Origin of the sequence: Vogesella oryzae, assembly GCF_902829295.1 — a bacterium.
GTDB classification, from domain to species: Bacteria; Pseudomonadota; Gammaproteobacteria; order Burkholderiales; family Chromobacteriaceae; genus Vogesella; species Vogesella oryzae.
In genome coordinates, this window is the sequence record NZ_CADEPL010000014.1 from 1 (window position 1) to 19,882 (window position 19,882).

The following is a 19,882-nucleotide window of genomic DNA, read 5'->3' on the forward strand; positions in this document are numbered from 1 at the left end:
GGCATTACCGAACTGACCGTGGCGGTCTGGCCGTGGCTGCTCACCATGCTGGCCTTCCTGGTACTGGTGACCTATGTACCGGCCATCTCGCTGTGGCTGCCCCGCACGCTGGGCATGATGTAAACGTTGGCCGCATCACACGCGACGCGACGGGGAAATCCCGTCGCGTTTTTTGTCCGACACGGTCATAGCCCAATCCAAGGGTTCGCCCTATAATGCCTACCCTCTCCACACCCTCTGAAATAACAATCAGGAGCCAACAGAATGGACGAGCAACTGCGCCAAGCCGCACTCGAGTTCCACCAGTTCCCGCAGCCGGGCAAGATCCAGGTCGCCCCTACCAAGCCGCTGGCCACCCAGCGCGACCTGGCACTTGCCTACTCGCCGGGCGTAGCCGCTCCTTGCGACGCGATCGTGGAAGACCCGCTTAACGCCTACAAATACACCGCCCGCGGCAACCTGGTTGCCGTGGTGACCAACGGTACCGCCGTGCTGGGCCTGGGCAATATCGGCCCGCTGGCCGGCAAGCCGGTGATGGAAGGTAAAGGCGTACTGTTCAAGAAATTCGCCGGCGTCGACGTATTCGACATCGAGCTGAACGAGAACGACCCTGACAAACTGGTCGACATCATCTGCGCGATGGAGCCGACCTTCGGCGGCATCAACCTGGAAGACATCAAGGCGCCGGAGTGCTTCTACATCGAGAAGAAGTGCCGCGAACGCATGAACATTCCGGTGTTCCACGATGACCAGCACGGCACCGCCATCGTGGCCGCCGCTGCAGTACTGAACTCGCTGCGCCTGGTGAACAAGGACATCGGCAGCGTGCGCGTAGTGGCCTCCGGCGCCGGCGCCGCCGCCATTGCCTGCCTGGAGCTGCTGGTGGCGCTGGGCGTGAAGCGCGAGAACATCACCGTTTGCGACTCCAAGGGTGTGATTTACCAGGACCGCGACGACAAGATGGACGAATCGAAGAAACGCTTCGCCATCCCGGACAACGGTCAGCGCAAGCTGGCGGATGCCATGGTGGGCGCCGACATCTTCATGGGTCTGTCCGGCCCGAAACTGGTGAGCCAGGAGATGGTGAAATCCATGGCCGCCCATCCGGTGATTCTGGCCATGGCCAACCCGGAACCGGAAATCCTGCCGCCGCTGGTAAAAGAAGTCCGCCCGGATGCCATCATCGGTACCGGCCGTTCCGACTTCCCGAACCAGGTCAACAACGTACTGTGCTTCCCGTTCATCTTCCGTGGCGCACTGGACGTGGGTGCCACCACCATCAACGAAGAGATGAAGCTGGCTACCGTGCGCGCCATTGCCGACCTGGCGATGGCAGAACAGAACGATGTGGTGGCCACCGCTTACGGTGACCAGGAACTGTCCTTCGGTCCGGAATATGTGATTCCGAAGCCGTTCGACCCGCGCCTGATCGTGAAAATCGCGCCGGCCGTGGCCAAGGCCGCGATGGACTCCGGCGTTGCTACCCGTCCGATCAAGGACTTCGACGCCTACGTCGACCAGCTGGCCCAGTTCGTCTACAAGACCAACCTGTTCATGAAGCCGGTGTTCTCCCAGGCCAAGAAAGCGCTGAAACGCGTAGTGATGGCCGAAGGTGAAGACGAGCGCGTACTGCACGCCACCCAGGAAATCGCTGCCCAGGGTCTGGCCTTCCCGATCCTGATCGGCCGTCCGGCGGTGATCGAGAAGCGCATCAAGAAGCTGGGCCTGAAGCTGGAAATCGGCAAGGACTTCGAGCTGGTCAACAACGAATCCGATCCGCGCTACGCAGAGTACTGGAAAGACTACTACCAGCTGATGAAGCGCAAGGGCGTATCGCAGGAGCAGGCCCGTCGCCGCGTGATCGGCAATACCACCCTGATCGGCGCGCTGATGGTGCGTCGCGGCGAAGCCGACGCGCTGATCTGCGGCACCTACGGCCCGTACCGCCAGCACTTCGACATCATCGAAAACGTGATCGGTTACGCCCGCGAAGACAAGGTAGCCGGCGCGATGAACGCGCTGATCCTGCCGTCCGGCAACATCTTCATTGCCGACACCTACGTCAACGCCAACCCGGATGCACAGCAACTGGCCGCCATCACCGAGATGGCAGCCGAGTCCATCCGCCGCTTCGGCATCCAGCCGAAAGTAGCGCTGCTGTCCAACTCCAGCTTCGGTACCTGGAACTCGGAAAGCGCCTGCAAGATGCGTGACGCGCTGGAACTGGTACAGGAAGCCCATCCGGAACTGGAAATCGACGGCGAGATGCAGGGTGATGCCGCCCTGGTGGAAAGCATCCGCCAGCAAGCCATGCCGGAAAGCACGCTGAAAGGCGCGGCCAACCTGCTGGTGATGCCGAACGTGGAAGCGGCCAACATCAGCTACAACCTGCTGCGTGTATCCGCCTCCGACGGCGTGACCATCGGCCCGATCCTGATGGGCATGGCCAAGCCGGTGCATATCCTGACCCCGATCTCCTCGGTACGCCGCATCATCAACATGGTAGCCCTGGCTGCCGTGGATGCGCAGGCACACAACTAAGTTGGTGCCCCAAGTGTCCATGGCATGCATGGAGAGACATCTCCAGCCGTGATGGACGCTGCAACGCCAGCATGCTGCAACGCCAGCATGCTGCAATGCCATCGGCCACAGTGCAAACTGTGGCCGATTTTCTTTTCCCTTCATACCCACGATACAGTACAGCGGGCCGCATGTTACTGCGGAGAAGGGAGCACCTCGCCCTGTTCGTTATGTTTGCGTGTCAGCCAGATGCTCAGGAACGTCAGAACAATGAGAATACAGGCAAGCACCCACAACACACCGTGAAAGGCGCCGTCATAGCCAGCCACCAACAAGTTCTGCAACTGTGCAGCCTTGTCAGCCCCCACCGCATATACAGAAGCGCCTAAATTGCCGGCAGCCGCATGCTCAATCCAGCCGTGCAGTCGTGACGTATCCTCCGTGAACAGCGCCAGTGGAATGCGCAGCCGCTCGGAAAGTAATGTCGCCAACAGCGAGCCATAAAGCGCCACCGCAATGGCCTCGCTCCCCAGACGAAAAGTGTTGAGCAAACCAGCCGCCATACCGGCCTGCTCTGCCGGTACTGCCTTCAGCGCCAAGCCATCCACCAGTCCGGCAGATAAACCCATGCCGCTCCCTACCAGCAGCAATGGCACTGCCAGCTGCCATAAAGGCGCATTAGCATGGCTTTCGGCGGCAAGCATGACGACACCGGCAAGCAGGCAGAACATGCTGCCATGCAAAATCCGGTTAGGCGAGATGCCCAGCCGCACCAATCTGCCGGCTAGCAATGGACACAACAGCATCGGCAAGGTCAGCAACAACATGGTCAGACCAATCTGGCCTGGAGCCTGGCGTAGCACGCCACCGAGATAACCGGGCAGATAGGTAAGCAGGGTTACAAATCCGAACGAAGCCGCCACCGTCACCAGCGCCATACCGACAAATTCCCGATTACGCAGCAATGACAGCTCAAGCATGGGCCGGGCAAGCCGATGCTCTTGCCAGCAGAAAACAGCGAGGAGCGCTCCTGATACGACAAGCAATACCATCACCCCGCGACTCTCCCATCCCCACTGCGCCCCCTGCACAATAGCTGTCATCAGCGCCAGTAGCGCGAGAATGAACAATACCGCGCCAGCCACATCGAACGGCGCCGATGCCGGACGATGCCGGGCATCGTGAGGTATGAACGACGCACCCAGCAGCACCAGCGCCAAGGCCGTGGCATGCCCCCAGAAAATAGCCCGCCATCCGAAGTTTTCGAGTATCAGTCCGGAAATTGTCGGTCCCAAGCTGACGCCCAGGCCGGCAACCGTGCCAAAGACGGCAAATGCACGCATGCGCGCCCCACCGGCGAAGTGGGTGGACAGGATTGCGATCCCGCACGAGAAAATTGCTGCAGCACCGATACCCGCCAGTCCACGCGCCAGATCAAGCAACAGCGGAACCGCCACCAGACCGGATAGCAACGAAGCAAGTGAATAGAGCGCGGCGCCAATGAGAAAGCACCGCTTGCGACCGAATGCGTCAGCCAGCGCTCCCCAGACCAGGGTAAAGCAGGCGAACGTCAGATTGAAGGCATTTACAACCCATTGCAGATGAGCAAGCGAGGCATGAGTCTCCAGCCCGATGGTCGGCAGCGCCACTGCCGTACCCGAAATCGAGCCAGGAACGACAAAAATGGCAAGCATGATGACCGCCAGCAGGCCCTTGTCAGAAAAGGTGTAGTTCATCAGATTTTGAGGTTTCCTTGGTGTTGATCCATCTACCAGCAGTGCAGCACTCGCCTAGAAATGCCAAGCTGGACCTTCGTGCTGAAGCCAGCCGTTACCAGCCAAGCTCGCGTGCCTTTGATTTTTCGCGCGCCGGTGCCATCATTGCCACTAGGTTCGTATTTTTTCGATGGTTCTATGTTTTACGAACCTTTGTTTATACAGCGCCACCAATGACAATGTCAAACACATGGAAAACACTATGCCAGATGAACAAGGTCATCCTGAGCTGGAAGAAATTGAGCTGGGAAAAGTACTGGCTGCCTTGGCCGACCCCGCTCGCCGCAGGGTTATCAAGCAGCTGCTGGAGGATGAGGCTGGCGCCGAACGCCACTGCACATCGTTTGGATTACAGCTAAGCAAAGCTACCCGTTCGCACCATTTTCGCGTCCTGCGCGAGGCTGGCCTCATCCGACAGGTGGATCGCGGCAACAGCCGCATGGCACAACTACGGTATGGCGAGATCGAGCTACGGTTTCCGGGCTTGCTGGAGCTAATCCGCCGGGAGAAAGAAGAACAGGCTTCAAGCGAGACATAGCAATCACTTAACACACGGACATGCGCCCCTCGTGACTGACCAGTACAGCACAACCTGTATCGATAATTCATGCCCCGCGCACAAAGCACGATGCGCTAAGATGAAGCCATCATGCCGGCCGCGCCGGCTACTCCGGAGACCACCATGAGCGCCGAATTCAATCCTGCCGATCCGTTTGCCATGTTCCGCCAGCTGCTGCAATCCGCCACCCCGCCGGGCGCACAGCCCTTTCTGCCGCCGATGACGGAAGAAGAGGTAGAGCGCAAGATTGCCGAGCTGCGGGTAGTGGAAACCTGGCTCACCATGAACCTGGGCATGCTGTCGATGCAGATCAAGACCCTGGAAATGCAGAAGGCCGCCCTGGCCGCGATGAAGCCCAAAGACCTGTAACTACCAAGGTTGGCCGCACGGGCCTGCGGCCAACCTTGTCATGACGCCCGCGCACGCGCCCGTTACAATGGCGGGATGAATGCACCCCGCTTTGTCCACCTCCGCCTCCATTCCGAATTCTCTGTCAGCGACGGTATCGTCCGCCTCGATGACGCGGTAAAACGCGCCGTCAAAGACGGCATGCCGGCACTGGGCATGTCGGACCTGATGAACATCTTCGGCATGGTCAAGTTTTACAAGGCCTGCCGTGGCAAGGGCATCAAGCCCATCGTGTCTTGCGACATCTGGGTAGAGAACGAAACCGACGCGGATAAACCCAGCCGCCTATTGCTGGTTGTCAAAAATCGCGCCGGCTACGGTCGCCTGTGCGAACTACTGGCCGAGGCCTACACCCACAACCAGCACCGCGGCCGCGCCGAGATCAAGCGCAGCTGGCTGGAGAACGGTGACAACAGCAACCTGCTGTGCCTGTCCGGCGCCCATCTGGGCGATGTCGGCATCGCCATTGCCAATGGCAACCTCGATGAAGCGCGCAGCCGCGCCGAGCACTGGTCGCGGCTGTTCCCGGGCGGCTTCTACCTGGAAGTGCAACGTCTGGATAACCCGCAGCTGGAAAACGTGGTGCAAGGCACGCTGTGCCTGGCCGGCGACACCGGTCTGCCGGTAGTGGCCACCCACCCGATCCAGTTCATGGAGCCCGACGACTTCAAGGCCCACGAGGCGCGGGTGTGTATTGCCGAGGGCTACACCCTGTCCGACAAGCGCCGGCCGAAGGACTTTGCCGAATGCCAGTACTTCATGTCCACCGAGGAGATGCTGGCGCGCTTTGCCGACATCCCCGAGGCACTGCAGAACACGGTGGAAATCGCCAAGCGCTGCAACATCACCGTGCAGCTGGGCAAGAACTACCTGCCGCAGTTCCCGACCCCGGACGGCATGACGCTGGATGACTATCTGGTACACCTGTCCAAGGAAGGGCTGGAAAAGCGGCTGGAGAAACTGTACCCGGATCCGGAAGTCCGCGCCGCCGAGCGCCCGCGCTACGACGAGCGGCTGGCCATCGAGTGCAAGACCATCATCGACATGGGCTTCCCCGGCTACTTCCTGATCGTGGCCGACTTCATCAACTGGGCGAAGAACAACGGCTGCCCGGTCGGCCCGGGCCGCGGCTCCGGCGCCGGCTCGCTGGTGGCCTACAGCATCGGCATTACCGATATCGACCCGCTGGCCTACGCGCTGCTGTTCGAGCGCTTCCTGAACCCGGAACGGGTGTCGATGCCCGACTTCGACATCGACTTCTGCCAGGACAACCGCTACCGCGTGATCGAGTACGTGCGCCAGGCCTACGGCGCCGAGGCGGTAAGCCAGATCGCCACCTTCGGCACCATGGCCGCCAAGGCGGTGGTACGCGACGTTGGCCGCGTGCTGGACCTGCCGTACATGTTCTGTGACGGCGTGTCCAAGCTGATTCCGGCCGCGCCCGGCAAACAGTACTCGCTGGACGACGCGGTGGAAATGGAGCCGGTGCTGCGCGAGCGGCTGGAAAACGAGGAGGAGTTGCGCGAGCTGTGGGAACTGGCCAAAAAGCTGGAAGGCCTTACCCGTGGCATCGGCATGCACGCCGGTGGCGTGTTGATCGCACCGGGCAAGATCACCGACTTCTGCCCGGTGTACCAGGCCAGCGGCGAGGATGCGGTGCCGGTATCGATGCTGGACAAGGACGACGTGGAACAGGTCGGGCTGGTGAAGTTCGACTTTCTGGGCCTGCGTAACCTGACCATTATCGACCTGGCGGTGCGCTACATTAAAGCGCTGGACCCGAGCTTCACCACCGACATCAACCTGCTGGAATTTACCGACCCGGCCGCCTACAAGGTACTGCAGCAAGCCAACACCACCGGCGTGTTCCAGCTGGAATCGGACGGCATGAAGCGGCTACTGGAAAAGCTGAAGCCCGACCGGTTCGAAGACATCATCGCGGTGCTGGCGCTGTACCGCCCGGGCCCGCTGGGCTCCGGTATGGTGGATGACTTCATCCTGCGTAAGGCGGGCAAGCAGGAGGTGGACTACTTCCATCCGGATTTGCAGGCCTGTCTCGACCCGACTTACGGCGTGATCGTGTATCAGGAACAGGTGATGCAGATCTCGCAGATCATCGGCGGCTACACCCTGGGCGGCGCCGACATGCTGCGCCGCGCGATGGGCAAGAAGAAGCCGGAAGAGATGGCCGAGCACCGCGGCAAGATTGCCGCTGGCGCCAAGGAAAAAGGCTACGACCCGGCGCTGGCCGAGATGCTGTTCGACCTAATGGCCAAGTTCGCCGAGTACGGCTTCAACAAGTCGCACACCGCCGCCTACGCGGTGGTGTCGTACCAGACGGCCTGGCTGAAGGCGCATCACACCGCTGCGTTCATGGCCGCCACCATGTCGTCGGAACTGGACAACACCGACCAGCTGAAGGTGTTCTACGACGACAGTATCGATAGCAAGAACGGGCTGAAATTCCTGCCGCCGGACGTGAACGAGAGCTTCTACCGCTTCGTGCCGGTGGACCGCAAACATATCCGCTACGCGCTGGGCGCCATCAAGGGCACCGGCGAGGCGGCGGTGGATCACATCGTGGCGGTGCGCAACGAAAGCGGTAAATTCACCAGCCTGTTCGACTTTTGCTCGCGCACCGACAAGAAACTGGTCAACAAGCGGGTGATCGAGGCACTGATCCGCGCCGGCGCCTTCGACAGCATCGACAGCAACCGCGCCAAGCTGTTCGCCAACGTTGGCCTCGCCATGGGCGCTGCCGACCAGGAGGCGGCCAACGCCAGCCAGGGCGGGCTGTTCGACATGTTCGGCGACGACGTGGCCCCCAGTGTGGAGATGGTGGACTGCAAGCCGTGGACGCCGGCAGTGCAGCTGGCGGAAGAAAAGATCGCCATCGGCTACTACCTGTCCGGCCACCCGTTCTCCGCCTACGAGAAGGAAGTGCGCGGCTTCATCAAGACACCGCTGAACCGCCTCAGCCCCAAGCGCGAGCCGCAGCTGCTGGCCGGCTTTGTCACCGGCATCCGCACCAAGGTGGGCAACCGCGGCAAGATGGCCTTCGTGCAACTGGACGATGGCACCGCCAAGCTAGAAGTCAGCCTGTTTGCCGAAGCGGTGGACCTCAACCGCACCAAGCTGAAGGACGACATCGTGCTGGTGGTGGAAGGCAAGGTCAGCGAGGACAAGTTCTCCGGTGGCCTGCGCATCATCGCCGACCAGCTGTACGAGCTGGGCGAGGCGCGCAGCCGCTACGCGCGCAGCCTGGCGATCCAGATGAAATCCCGCCACGACGTGAATTCGCTGCGCAACATCCTGACCCCCTACCGCAGCGAGGAAGCCGGCTGCCCGGTGCGCATCAGCTACCAGAACGACAAGGCCAAAGGCGACCTGATGCTGCCGCCGGAATGGGGGGTGCGGCTGGATGACAGCCTGCTGGTGACGCTACAAGACTGGCTGGGCGATAACACGGTGAAGGTGCTGTGGTAGTCCGGTCCACCGTCTGACCAAATAAGGCGGCAAGCTGCGGCTTGCCGTTTTTCATCTCACTACTCTGTGCGGCCAACCTTGTCATCTGACGTTGGCCGCAACAGCCGTTATCATTACCGCCCCCCCAGGAGCCACGCCATGCTGTCATCGCTACTGCTGTTCAGCGCCACCGCCGCCCTGCTGACGATCACCCCCGGTCTGGATACCGCGCTGGTGCTGCGCACCGCCATCAACGAAAACCGCCGCGCCGCGCTGGCAGCCGGCATCGGGATCTGTTGCGGCGTACTGGCCTGGGGCGTCATCGTGGCCTGTGGTCTGGGGGCGTTGCTGCAAACCTCTGCCAGCGCCTATCTGCTGCTGCGCATCGTGGGCGCCGGCTGGCTGCTGTGGCTGGGAATACAGCTGCTGCGCCGCCGCAGCGATGATGCGGCCAACCCTGATAGCGATAGCCCGCGTGGCGGCAACTGGCTCTGGCGCGGCGTGCTGACCAATCTGCTCAACCCCAAGGTCGGGCTGTTCTACCTCACCTTTCTGCCGCAGTTCCTGCAGCCGCAGGACAGCGTGTTGTGGATGAGCCTCGCCATGGCGCTGATCCACGCGCTGGAAGGAGTGATCTGGTTCTCGCTGCTGGTGCTGCTGGCCAATCGCGCCAGCGGCTGGCTGCAGGCACCGGCAGTACGCCGCGGCATGGACCGCCTGCTGGGCGTCGCCTTCATCGGCTTTGGCGCCAAACTGGCGCTGGATCACTAACCCCACCGCCCGACATCCAGGTCGGCACATTGCCGGCCCATCGCAACAACGACTGCGGCACTTACATGACCCTCACCATCCTCAGCATCTTTGTCATTGTCTATCTGGGCATGATTCTGGGCGGCCTGCCCTTTCTGCAACTGGACCGCACCGGTGTCGCCCTGCTGGGTGCCATCGCGCTGATCAGCCTGGACGCCATCAGCCTGCAGGACGCGGTGGCCGCCGTGCACCTGCCCACCATCATCCTGCTGTTTTCCTTCATGGTGATCTCGGCGCAAATGCGGCTGGGCGGTTTCTACAGCTGGGCAACGCGTGGCCTCGCCAACTTGCCGCTGTCGCCAGCCCGCCTGCTGGGCGTACTGATCCTGATGGCCGGCGCGCTGTCTGCGGTATTCAGTAATGACATTGTCTGCCTAGCCGTCGCCCCGGTGCTGGTACAGGCCTGCCTGCAGCGCCGGCTCGACCCGGTACCCTTCCTGCTGGGACTGGCTTGTGCGGCCAACATCGGCTCTGCGGCCACGCTGATCGGCAACCCGCAGAACATCCTGATCGGCCAGACGCTGAAGCTTGCCTTTGGCGACTACCTTGCCACCGCGGCGTTGCCGGTATTGCTGGGCCTGCTGGCCTGCTGGGGCATCATCGCCTGGCAGACGCAAGGCCGGTGGCAGCACGGCCAGGCCGACGAGGCCACAGTGCAGGTAGCAGACACGGACGAAACGCCCCCCGATCTGTGGCAGACCGGCAAGGGGCTCGCCATTGCCGCGGTGCTGATGGCGCTGTTCCTGTTCTCACCGCTACCGCAAGAACACGTGGCGCTGACCGGCGCCGGCCTGCTGCTGATGAGCCGCAAGCTGCACTCTACCCGCATGCTGGGGCTGGTGGATTGGGAGGTGCTGGTGCTGTTTGCCGGGCTGTTCGTGGTCAACCACGCGCTGCAATCGACCGGCCTGCCAGCCGAGGCGGTCCGCTGGCTGGCGGCACACGGCTTCCAGCTTGGCGAACCGTGGACGCTGTTCGGCACCACGTTTGTGCTGTCCAACACCATTTCCAATGTTCCGGCGGTGATGTTGTTGCTGCCGCTGGCGGCACACCCGCAATCCGGCAGCATGATGGCGCTGGTCAGCACGCTGGCCGGCAACCTGCTGATTGTCGGCAGCATCGCCAACATACTGGTGGTGGATGCCGCCGCCCGTCACGGCGTACATATCGACTGGCGACGGCATGCCCGTGTCGGCGTGCCGGTGACGCTGTGCAGCCTGCTGATCTGCGCGCTACTGTTTGCCATACGCATGTAACCGCTTACGCGCATGACGGGCAGCAAGCGTTAGCCAAAAATAACCCTTGAATAGCCACGGTTTTGTTCAGTAGTCTTCAAGCAGGAAAACTCGAACAAAAGCCCGCCATGCCGCCGCTATCCGCCTTCCGCCCGCAGTTGCTGGACTCCCTGCGACACTACAACCGGGCCGTGTTCCGGCAGGATCTGATGGCCGGCATCACCGTCGGAATTGTTGCACTGCCCCTGGCGATGGCGTTTGCCATTGCCTCCGGTGTCACGCCGCAGGCCGGCATCTTTACCGCCGTGATCGGCGGCCTGCTCGCCTCGCTGCTTGGCGGCACCCGGCTGAGCGTCACCGGCCCTACCGGGGCCTTTATCGTCATCATCTACGGCATCGTCATCAAGTACGGGGTAGCCAACCTCATCATCTGCACCTTCATGGCCGGTGTCATGCTGGTACTGATGGGGCTGCTGCGGCTGGGACAGGTCATCAAGTTCTTTCCGATGCCGCTGATCACCGGCTTTACCAACGGCATTGCGGTGCTGATCTTTCTGAGCCAGCTGAAGGACTTCTTCGGCCTGCCGGTAGACAAGATGCCGGCCGGCTTCTTTGCCATCATTGCAACGCTGCGCAACACCCTGCCGCAGTTCGACCCGCTGACACTGATCATCTCCACCGCATCGCTGGCGCTGATCCTGCTGTGGCCCAAGCGCTTCAACAGCCGCCTGCCCAGCCCGTTCCTGGCGCTGATCCTGGCCACGCTGACGGTCAGCTTGTTCGATCTGCCACTGGCCACCATCGGCAGCAAGTTCGGAGGCATTCCGCAGGGGCTACCAGCGTTTCATGGCCTGTCGTTCGATCCGCAGCATCTGTCGGAACTACTGGGGCCGGCGTTCACCATCGCCCTGCTCGGCGCCATCGAATCATTGCTATGCGCGGTGGTGGCCGACAGCCTGACCGGCGACCGCCACAATGCCAACCAGGAGCTGGTCGCCCAGGGCATCGCCAATATGGTGGTGCCGTTCTTTGGCGGCATCCCGGCCACCGGTGCCATCGCCCGTACCGCCACCAATATCGGTAACGGCGGCCAGACGCCGATTGCCGGCATCGTGCACGCCATCCTGCTACTGCTGATCATCCTGATTGCCGCCCCGCTGGCCACCTACATTCCGCTGGCGGCACTGGCCGCCATCCTGGTGGCCGTGGCGCTGAAAATGGGCGACTGGGATATTAGCAAGGCGGCCAAATTTCCCAAGCAGGATACGGCGATCCTGATGGTCACCTGCACGCTGACGGTGATCTTCGACCTGACCATCGCGGTGGAAATAGGCCTCCTGATTGCCGCCGTGCTGTTCATCCGCCGCATGGCAGCCAGCACCAGCGTGCAGCAGCTGCAGCCGGAGCATGCCTACCTGTTCGAGCGGCACTCCATTGCCGGCAAGACGGTACCGGACGGCTGTGTCGCCTACCGGGTGGAAGGCGCGCTGTTCTTTGGCGCCGCCGATGCGGTGGAGAAAATCGCCAACCAGCCCAGCACCGTGCGCGTGGTGGTACTACAACTGCATCGCCTGGTGTTGCTGGACACTTCCGGCTTGCTGGCGCTGTCCGCGCTCAACCAGCGGCTGCGGGCCCAACAGCGCACGCTGGTGATTTGTGGCGCCGGCAACGAGGTGACGCGCATGATCAGCAATGCCAACCTGGCGCAGGAGATGGGCGTGCGCAATATCCAGCCGGATCTGACCACCGCCCTGGAGCGAGCCGAGGATATTCTCACTGCCGGCGTAGTGTGGGCCTAGCCGGCAACCGCACCCAACGTTGGCCGCAACCAAACAAAAAGCCAGTCCGCAGACTGGCTTTTTTCTCTCCCGGCGCCGGATCAGGCGGCTACGGTCGGTTCTTTCTGCAGCATGGCCAGCAGCGTGGCGACGCGCATTTTCAGCTCGCGGCGATCGACGATCATGTCGATGGCACCCTTTTCCATCAGGAACTCGGAACGCTGGAAGCCTTCCGGCAGGGTTTCGCGCACGGTCTGCTCGATCACGCGCGGGCCGGCAAAGCCGATCAGCGCACCCGGCTCGCCGATTACCACGTCACCGAGGAAAGCGAACGAGGCCGACACACCACCCATGGTCGGATCGGTGAGGATGGAGATGAACGGCAGCTGGTAGTCGCTCAGCAGCTGCAGCGCGGCCGAGGTCTTGGCCATCTGCATCAGCGAGTTCAGCCCTTCCTGCATACGGGCACCACCGGAAGCCGCCACGCAGATGAACGGCGCGCGCGCTTCTACCGCAGCCTGGACGCCGCGCACGAAGCGCTCGCCCACTACCGAGCCCATCGAACCGCCGATGAAGCGGAATTCGAAGGCGGCCACCACGGCCGGCAGGTTGTGGATGCTGCCCTGCATCACCACCAGCGCATCATCCTCGCCGGTACTGGCCTGAGCGGCAGTAAGGCGATCCGGATAGCGCTTGCTGTCTTTGAACTTCAGAATGTCTACCGGTTTGACATCGGCGCCGATCTCGCGGCGACCTTCTTCATCCAGCAGCATATCGATGCGCGCGCGCGCATCGATCGCGTGGTGATAGTCACACTTGGGGCAGACCTGCAGGTTGCTTTGGAGATCGGTGTGATACAGCACCGCCTCACAGGCCGGGCACTTGCTCCACAGCCCCTCCGGTACCGCCGACGATTTCACAGTGCGAGTATCGCGCTTGATTTTCGGCGGCAGGAGTTTGTTCAACCAGCTCATGCTGACTCCTTGAATCAAATACTGCGGCCAACAACAGGTTGGCCGCAGCGTTGCTGGCACGGGTATCCAGCGTGTTCCTAACGGGTGGCAGCTTTCAATGTAGCTACCAGACGGGTCAACTGCTCTCTGGCAGTTTCTGGTGTAGCCGACTCGATTTCCTGTACCAGACGGCTACCCACCACCACGGCATCGGCAGTGCCGGCAATGGCGCGGGTGGTTTCGGCATCGCGAATGCCAAAGCCGACACCGATCGGTACTTCAATGAATTGTCTAAGGGCGGCAATTTTACGCGCTACGTCGCCAATGTCCAGATTTCCGGCACCGGTAACCCCTTTTAATGACACGTAGTAGACATAACCGCGTGCCAGACGGGCAATTTCACGCACCCGTGCTTCCGGCGTGGTCGGCGCAATCAGGAATACCGGATCGAGGTTTACCGCTTCCAGCGCCGCAGACAATTCGACCGCTTCTTCCGGCGGGCAATCCACGGTCAGCACGCCATCCACGCCGGCATCGGCCGCCAGACGGGCAAATTGCGGATAGCCGATGACATGCACCGGGTTGAGGTAACCCATCAGCACCACCGGCGTGGTCTGGTTGCTCTGGCGGAAGGTCTTCACCATCGCCAGTACGTCGCGCAGACCCACCTTGTGTACCAGCGCACGCTCGCTGGCGCGCTGGATCACCGGGCCATCGGCCATCGGGTCGGAGAACGGGATACCCAGTTCGATGATGTCGGCGCCGCCATCCACCAGGCCGTGCATCAAATCCACGGTCAGGTTCGGGTGCGGATCACCGGCGGTAATAAACGGAATCATGGCCTTTTCGCCGGCGGCTTTCAGGCGGGCAAAGGTGGCAGCAATACGGTTCATGGCAGTTTTCCTTGCTGGGCCGGCATCCGGCGCGGCCCGCGAATGAGCAGTGCCAAGGGTTGGCCGCAGGCAGCGGCCAACCCTTGCGTGATTACAGCGTCAGCCCCATCAGGCCGGCAACAGTGTTGATGTCCTTGTCGCCACGGCCGGACAACGTCACCAGGATGGCCTGGTCCTTGGCCATGGTCGGCGCCAGCTTCACCGCCTGCGCCAGTGCGTGGCTGGACTCCAGCGCCGGAATGATGCCTTCCAGACGGCAGCAGTCATGGAAGGCCGCCAGCGCCTCCGCATCGGTTACCGCCACGTAGTCGGCGCGGCCGCTGTCCTTCAGCCACGAGTGTTCCGGCCCCACGCCCGGGTAATCCAGACCGGCGGAAATGGAATGGGTCTCGATGATCTGGCCGTTCTCGTCCTGCATCAGGTAGCTGCGCGAACCATGCAACACCCCCACCGGCGCATTCGATGCCAGCGGTGCGGCATGGCGGCCGGTTTCCAGACCGTCGCCGGCCGGCTCCACGCCCAGCAGACGCACGCCCGGCACATCGATATACGGATAGAAGGTGCCGATGGCATTGGAACCGCCACCGACACAAGCCATCACCACATCCGGCTGGCGACCGATCATTTCCGGCATCTGTACCTTGGCTTCCTCGCCAATCACCGAGACGAAATCGCGTACCAGCATCGGATACGGATGCGGACCGGCGGCTGTACCCAGAATGTAGAAGGTGCTGTCGATATTGGTGACCCAGTCGCGCATCGCTTCGTTGAGCGCATCTTTCAGCGTCTTGGAGCCGGACTCCACCGGCACCACGGTGGCGCCCAGCAGCTTCATGCGGAACACATTGGGTGCCTGGCGCTTGATGTCTTCGGCGCCCATGTACACCACGCACTCCATGCCGTAGCGCGCCGCCACGGTGGCGGTCGCCACGCCATGCTGGCCGGCGCCGGTTTCCGCAATCACGCGCTTCTTGCCCATACGGCGGGCCAGCAGTGCCTGACCGATGGCGTTGTTGATCTTGTGCGCACCGGTGTGGTTGAGGTCCTCGCGCTTGAGGTAGACCTGCGCCCCGCCCAGCAGCTCGGACCAGCGCTTGGCGTGGTAAACCGGGCTGGGACGGCCGACGAAGTGCTTCAGCTCGTAATTGAATTCCTGCCAGAAAGCCGGGTCTGCCTTGGCACGGGCGTACTCGGCTTTCAGCTCGTCCAAGGCAGCCATCAAGGTTTCGGCAACGTAGACGCCACCGAACGGACCGAAGTGGCCGCGTGCATCGGGGAAGTCGTATTGGCTCATGGCATGCTCCTGATAGTGGGATGTGTACCGGTTTACACCGGCGGCATTGAATGCTGTGCGCTGCGAACCGCAGCAATAAAATCGGCCATACGCGCAGGACTCTTGATGCCCTTGCCGCTTTCCACGCCGCTGGAAACATCCACCGCGGCGGGACTGACACGCGCTACTGCATCGGCCACATTGTGTTCGTCGAGTCCGCCTGACAGGATCAGCGGCAGCGACAGCTGCGGCGGAATCAATGTCCAGTCGAAAGTCTTGCCGGTACCGCCATGTGCGCCTTCCACGAAGGCATCGGTCAGCAGACCGCGGGCATCATGATACTGTGCGGCCAACGCTTGCAGGTCGGTATCCGGCTGTACCCGCACCGCCTTCAGGTACGGGCGCTGGAAGCTGCGGCAGAATTCCGCGCTTTCCTCGCCGTGAAACTGCAGGATATCAATGGCGCAGTGCGCCAGCACGTTTGCCACTTCCTCGCGGCTGGCATTGACGAACAATGCCACCACACTGACGAACGGCGGCAGCGCGGCAATGATGGCCTGCGCCTGTTCAATACCGACATGGCGCGGGCTGTTGGCATAGAACACCAGACCGATGGCATCGGCGCCAAGGTTGGCCGCCGCCTGTGCATCTTCCGGACGGGTAAAACCGAAAATCTTGATACGCACGCTCATGCTATCTCCATAGCGTCAGCCGCGACGGTGCGGCGTGCGACGGCAAATCGAATTCGGCAGGATAACCGACACCGGTCAGGTACAGCCCATCCGGCATGAAGGTAGGCGGCGCCTTGGTACGGTCGCGGGCGGCCAGCAATGCCTGCATACCCGCCGCATCGAGGCTGCCCTTGCCGACGTACAGTAGCGCGCCAACGATATTGCGCACCATGTGATGCAGGAAGGCATCGGCCATCAGATCGAAGCTGATTACACCGTCCACGGCCTGAATATCCAGCTGTTGCAGGTGCTTGTTCGGCGATTTGGCCTGACACTCGCTGGCGCGAAAGCTGGAAAAATCGTGCTGTCCCAGCAGGCATTGCGCGGCATTGCGCATGGCAGCCACATCCAGTGCCTGGTGATACCAGCCGATACGGCCGGCGGTCAGCGCCGGGCGCACCGGATCGGTAAGCAAGAGATAGCGGTAAGAACGGGAGAAAGCGGAAAAGCGGGCATGGAAACTCTCCGGCACCTCGCGCGCCCAGGTCACAGCCACGCTCGCCGGCAAGTGGGCGTTGACACCGCGCACCCAGGCATTGAGCGGCCGCACTGCGTCGCTCTCGAAATGCACCACCTGCTGCAAGGCATGCACACCGGCATCGGTTCGCCCCGCGGCCAACGTTGTTACCGGTTGCCCGGCAATGGTCGAAATCGCGCGGTTCAGCGCATCCTGCACGGTATTGCCGTGCGGCTGGCTCTGCCAGCCGGCAAATGCGCGCCCGTCGTACTCCAGACCCAGCGCAATCCTCATGCCACCATTCTCATTACAACCGCCAACAGGAGGCACACCAGCAACGCGCCGTCCCACTTGCTCCATGGATAAAGAGGCAACTGTACCTTATCGGGCCTTGCTTGTGCGAATTGCGGCGCCTGCAAATACGGCAGCAATTGTGTCAGACGCGGCTTTTCCGGCTGTTCGAGCAGGTGGTTGGCGTATTGCACAGTCAGCGCAAGACGCAAGGCCAGACGCCCGCGCGGCATGCCGGCACGGGCAAACAGCGCGTCCAGCGGCCAGCTTGCCGCCAGCAGTCCTGGCGTTCCCAGCCAAAGCCACACACCACGCGCCAGCAAGGCCAGCAACAGCACGGCCAACGCCTGGTGGGCGCCGGCAAACAATCCGGGAATACTGGGAGCGAAACGGGAGGAGAACAGCGGCGCACCCGGCAAGGTCCAGGCTGCCAGCAGCAGCATGGCCAGCAGCAGCCAGCGCATGCGGCGCAATGCCTGAACCAGCTCGCGCCGCCCGGGACGCCAGCCAAACATCAGTACCAGCAGCGCCAGGTAGCCGGCCAGCGGCAATAACATCAGGTAAAGCGCGACAGCAAAAATCAGCAAGCAGCAAGTCAGCGGATGCAAAGTAGCAGGTCGCGACATCAGCCGCCATCACCTTTCAGCAAGGCATCGGCCATTTCGCTATCCCCCATCTCCCGGTACAAACGAGCCAGTGCCGCGGCTTCATCATCGTTATCCGCCAGCGCGGAAGGCGGCACCATTTCATTACCGCTGACCTTGCGTACCACCTGACGCACCGGCTCGCGCACAGGCTGGCGGATAGCTTCTTCCGCAGCCGGTGGCGTCACCACGGGCAACTCCTCCACCACCGCAGAGCGGTACAAGGGGTTGCCGCCATCAAAGCTGGCGCCCAGCTGCTGTACCCGCTGCCATAACCCGCCTTCCGGGCCGGTCATGGCCAATACATCCAGCGCTTCCGCCTCGAACGGCTCGGTCGCACCGGTCTGCGCCAGCAACTGCAGCAACTTGTAGCGTATCGCTTCCGCCTGTGGCTCTTGCCTGAGCGCGGTACGCAAAAGCTGCTCCGCCTGCTCGCGGCGCCCGTAAACCAGCAAGACATCCACTTCTGCCAGCACATCCGCTGCCGACATCGGTTGCGCCTGCTCCACCACCGCCGTCTCTGTTTCTGGCAACGACTCAACCTGGACGGGGACAGGCGCGTCAATATTCAAGGCCAAGCTCTCGCCAGCAGCCGCTTCACTGGCAATGGCGTCGTTACCAAGCGCTGGCGACATCCGCGTTTCAGGCACATCTTTTGCCACATCGGGTGCTTCCGGGGTCCACTTGGTCGGTTTTGCCGTCAACGATTCGCGCAACTGCCGCTTCCGGCGGTGCCACACCGCCCAAGCAAGCAGGCTCATGACCGAAGCCCCGCCTATTCCGGTCAACACCCAGTCATCAAGCGCGGCCAGCAGATCCTCATCCTTGCGAGCAACCTCGGCAGGACTGGAAGCCAGCACCTTGGGTTGTTTGGCTGGTTCACGATCCATCGCGGCAATTCGGCGGATTTCGGCTTCAAGCTGGGCAATGCGCTGCTGCGCCTGATGCAGGTGCTGGATACGCTGCCGGTCAGCCTCCTGCTTCGCATGCTCGCCGGCACTGGCCGAGGCATCGACGGCGTGCACCGGCTCGGCTTTTACTGCAGTTTTGCTACTCGTTACTACGGTAACGCTTGGCCGCGTAGGAACATGTGGCGGCAACCGCAACCAGGCACCCGCCAACAGTTTATTTGGATCACCATTTACAAAAGCATGCGGATTGTCGTGAACCAGCTGCAAAGCCAGCTCGTTACGCCGCAGCCGCCCCCCCGCCAGGCTCGACACGATACCCGACAGGGTGTCACCAGCCCGGACCTGATAGCGCGTGCCAAGCGCAGGTTTTGGCAGCTCCGTAGCGGCCTTGGTTCTGGCGGCTGCGTTAGCTAGTGTCAGATGAAAGCTGCGTTCAACCAGCAGGCCGTTGGCATGTGTACCCAGCGCAAACTTCAAATCCGGCCCGACGATGAGCTGCTGGCCCTGCAATGTCAGCCACTGGTGCCCGCCGGCCTGGTGGTAATGAATGCTGACACGATCCCCCTCCAGCCCTTTGCCAAGCCGGATGACAAAATCGTCATCTTGTAGCCCTGCCGGCCACTGCCCCTGCAAGGCAATTTCGGCCAGTAACGGCATGCCACTAGACGACAGCAGATGTGCCTCGCCAAAGGCCAGGTAATTGGCAGACGGTGCGCTGGTTTCATGTGCAGAAGCCTGGGAGGCAACGGCCGAAGCCGCACCTGCTACCCCACCCTGTGGGACATGGGCCTCGGCATGATAGGCACGCACCTCGCGACCAGAAGCCCAGGCCAGCTCCAACGCAAAATCCAGCACCTCCTCTGGCGCCATCACCGGCCCCATGACGCGCACGACATACTGCCCTGGGTGCTCTTCCAGCGTTACGATCTTGAGCTGAAAAGCTTTGGCGGAAAAACTCTCCAGAAACGGGTATTGCTGGGCAGAAGCCAGCGAAGCATAAGGCGCGGCCAACCCCGGTTCATCGACAAGCGGGATTTCGGCAAGGAATGGCTCACCGGCTGCGGAGAGCACGCGCACCTCTCCCAGACCAGCATGGGCACCTGGCGCCAGTAACCCCAAAGCCAACGCAACAGACAGCGCCTTTAATCGCACGCAGCCATCCCCTGTCGATACAAAATC

At 62.1% G+C, this 19,882-nt stretch carries 15 protein-coding genes; 7 read left to right on the plus strand and 8 right to left on the minus strand.

Annotation, left to right across the window (positions count from 1 at the left end):
- Positions 1 to 264: 264 nt before the first annotated feature.
- On the plus strand, positions 265 to 2,541 hold the full coding sequence (locus HU218_RS05530) for an NADP-dependent malic enzyme (protein ID WP_174873944.1): 2,277 nt from the start codon (positions 265 to 267) through the stop codon (positions 2,539 to 2,541).
- Positions 2,542 to 2,714: 173 nt separating this feature from the next.
- On the opposite strand, the gene HU218_RS05535 is transcribed toward HU218_RS05530, so the two are convergent.
- Complete coding sequence (locus HU218_RS05535) at positions 2,715 to 4,256, minus strand: MFS transporter (RefSeq protein WP_174873945.1); 1,542 nt, start codon at positions 4,254 to 4,256, stop codon at positions 2,715 to 2,717.
- Between the two features lie 229 nt (positions 4,257 to 4,485).
- On the opposite strand from HU218_RS05535, the gene HU218_RS05540 reads away from it, so the two are divergent.
- The 6 genes from HU218_RS05540 (at position 4,486) to HU218_RS05565 (ending at position 12,571) form a co-directional block, all read left to right on the plus strand.
- Positions 4,486 to 4,833, plus strand: coding sequence for an ArsR/SmtB family transcription factor (locus HU218_RS05540; RefSeq protein ID WP_217450726.1), 348 nt, complete (start codon positions 4,486 to 4,488; stop codon positions 4,831 to 4,833).
- Positions 4,834 to 4,977: 144 nt separating this feature from the next.
- On the plus strand, positions 4,978 to 5,223 hold the full coding sequence (locus HU218_RS05545; protein ID WP_174873946.1) for a PhaM family polyhydroxyalkanoate granule multifunctional regulatory protein: 246 nt from the start codon (positions 4,978 to 4,980) through the stop codon (positions 5,221 to 5,223).
- Positions 5,224 to 5,298: 75 nt separating this feature from the next.
- Positions 5,299 to 8,748, plus strand: a complete 3,450-nt coding sequence (gene dnaE, locus HU218_RS05550) for a DNA polymerase III subunit alpha (RefSeq protein WP_174873947.1) — start codon at positions 5,299 to 5,301, stop codon at positions 8,746 to 8,748.
- Positions 8,749 to 8,886: 138 nt separating this feature from the next.
- Positions 8,887 to 9,498, plus strand: coding sequence for a LysE family translocator (locus HU218_RS05555; protein WP_174873948.1), 612 nt, complete (start codon positions 8,887 to 8,889; stop codon positions 9,496 to 9,498).
- A gap of 65 nt (positions 9,499 to 9,563) precedes the next feature.
- Positions 9,564 to 10,793 (plus strand): anion transporter, encoded by a 1,230-nt coding sequence (locus tag HU218_RS05560; protein ID WP_174873949.1) that lies wholly within the window; start codon positions 9,564 to 9,566, stop codon positions 10,791 to 10,793.
- Positions 10,794 to 10,900: 107 nt separating this feature from the next.
- A complete protein-coding gene (locus HU218_RS05565) occupies positions 10,901 to 12,571 on the plus strand; it encodes a SulP family inorganic anion transporter (protein WP_174873950.1) in 1,671 nt (556 codons plus the stop codon).
- A gap of 80 nt (positions 12,572 to 12,651) precedes the next feature.
- Here the strand turns inward: HU218_RS05565 and accD are convergent, their stop codons facing one another.
- The 7 genes from accD to HU218_RS05600 form a co-directional block, all read right to left on the minus strand.
- Positions 12,652 to 13,524 carry an acetyl-CoA carboxylase, carboxyltransferase subunit beta gene (gene accD / locus HU218_RS05570; protein ID WP_174873951.1) on the minus strand — a complete coding sequence of 291 codons (873 nt, stop codon included), beginning with the start codon at positions 13,522 to 13,524 and terminating at the stop codon, positions 12,652 to 12,654.
- Positions 13,525 to 13,601: 77 nt separating this feature from the next.
- Positions 13,602 to 14,396: a tryptophan synthase subunit alpha gene (gene trpA, locus HU218_RS05575; RefSeq protein ID WP_174873952.1), complete on the minus strand. Its 795-nt coding sequence runs from the start codon at positions 14,394 to 14,396 to the stop codon at positions 13,602 to 13,604.
- Positions 14,397 to 14,487: 91 nt separating this feature from the next.
- Complete coding sequence (trpB, locus tag HU218_RS05580; protein ID WP_174873953.1) at positions 14,488 to 15,690, minus strand: tryptophan synthase subunit beta; 1,203 nt, start codon at positions 15,688 to 15,690, stop codon at positions 14,488 to 14,490.
- A gap of 32 nt (positions 15,691 to 15,722) precedes the next feature.
- A complete protein-coding gene (locus tag HU218_RS05585) occupies positions 15,723 to 16,361 on the minus strand; it encodes a phosphoribosylanthranilate isomerase (RefSeq protein WP_174873954.1) in 639 nt (212 codons plus the stop codon).
- Between the two features lies 1 nt (position 16,362).
- On the minus strand, positions 16,363 to 17,151 hold the full coding sequence (gene truA / locus HU218_RS05590) for a tRNA pseudouridine(38-40) synthase TruA (RefSeq protein WP_174873955.1): 789 nt from the start codon (positions 17,149 to 17,151) through the stop codon (positions 16,363 to 16,365).
- Positions 17,148 to 17,774, minus strand: a complete 627-nt coding sequence (locus HU218_RS05595) for a hypothetical protein (RefSeq protein WP_174873956.1) — start codon at positions 17,772 to 17,774, stop codon at positions 17,148 to 17,150. The genes truA and HU218_RS05595 overlap by 4 nt, the downstream gene beginning before the upstream one ends.
- Complete coding sequence (locus HU218_RS05600; RefSeq protein ID WP_217450727.1) at positions 17,774 to 19,855, minus strand: type IV pilus assembly protein FimV; 2,082 nt, start codon at positions 19,853 to 19,855, stop codon at positions 17,774 to 17,776. The genes HU218_RS05595 and HU218_RS05600 overlap by 1 nt, the downstream gene beginning before the upstream one ends.
- Between the last annotated feature and the right edge of the window lie 27 nt (positions 19,856 to 19,882).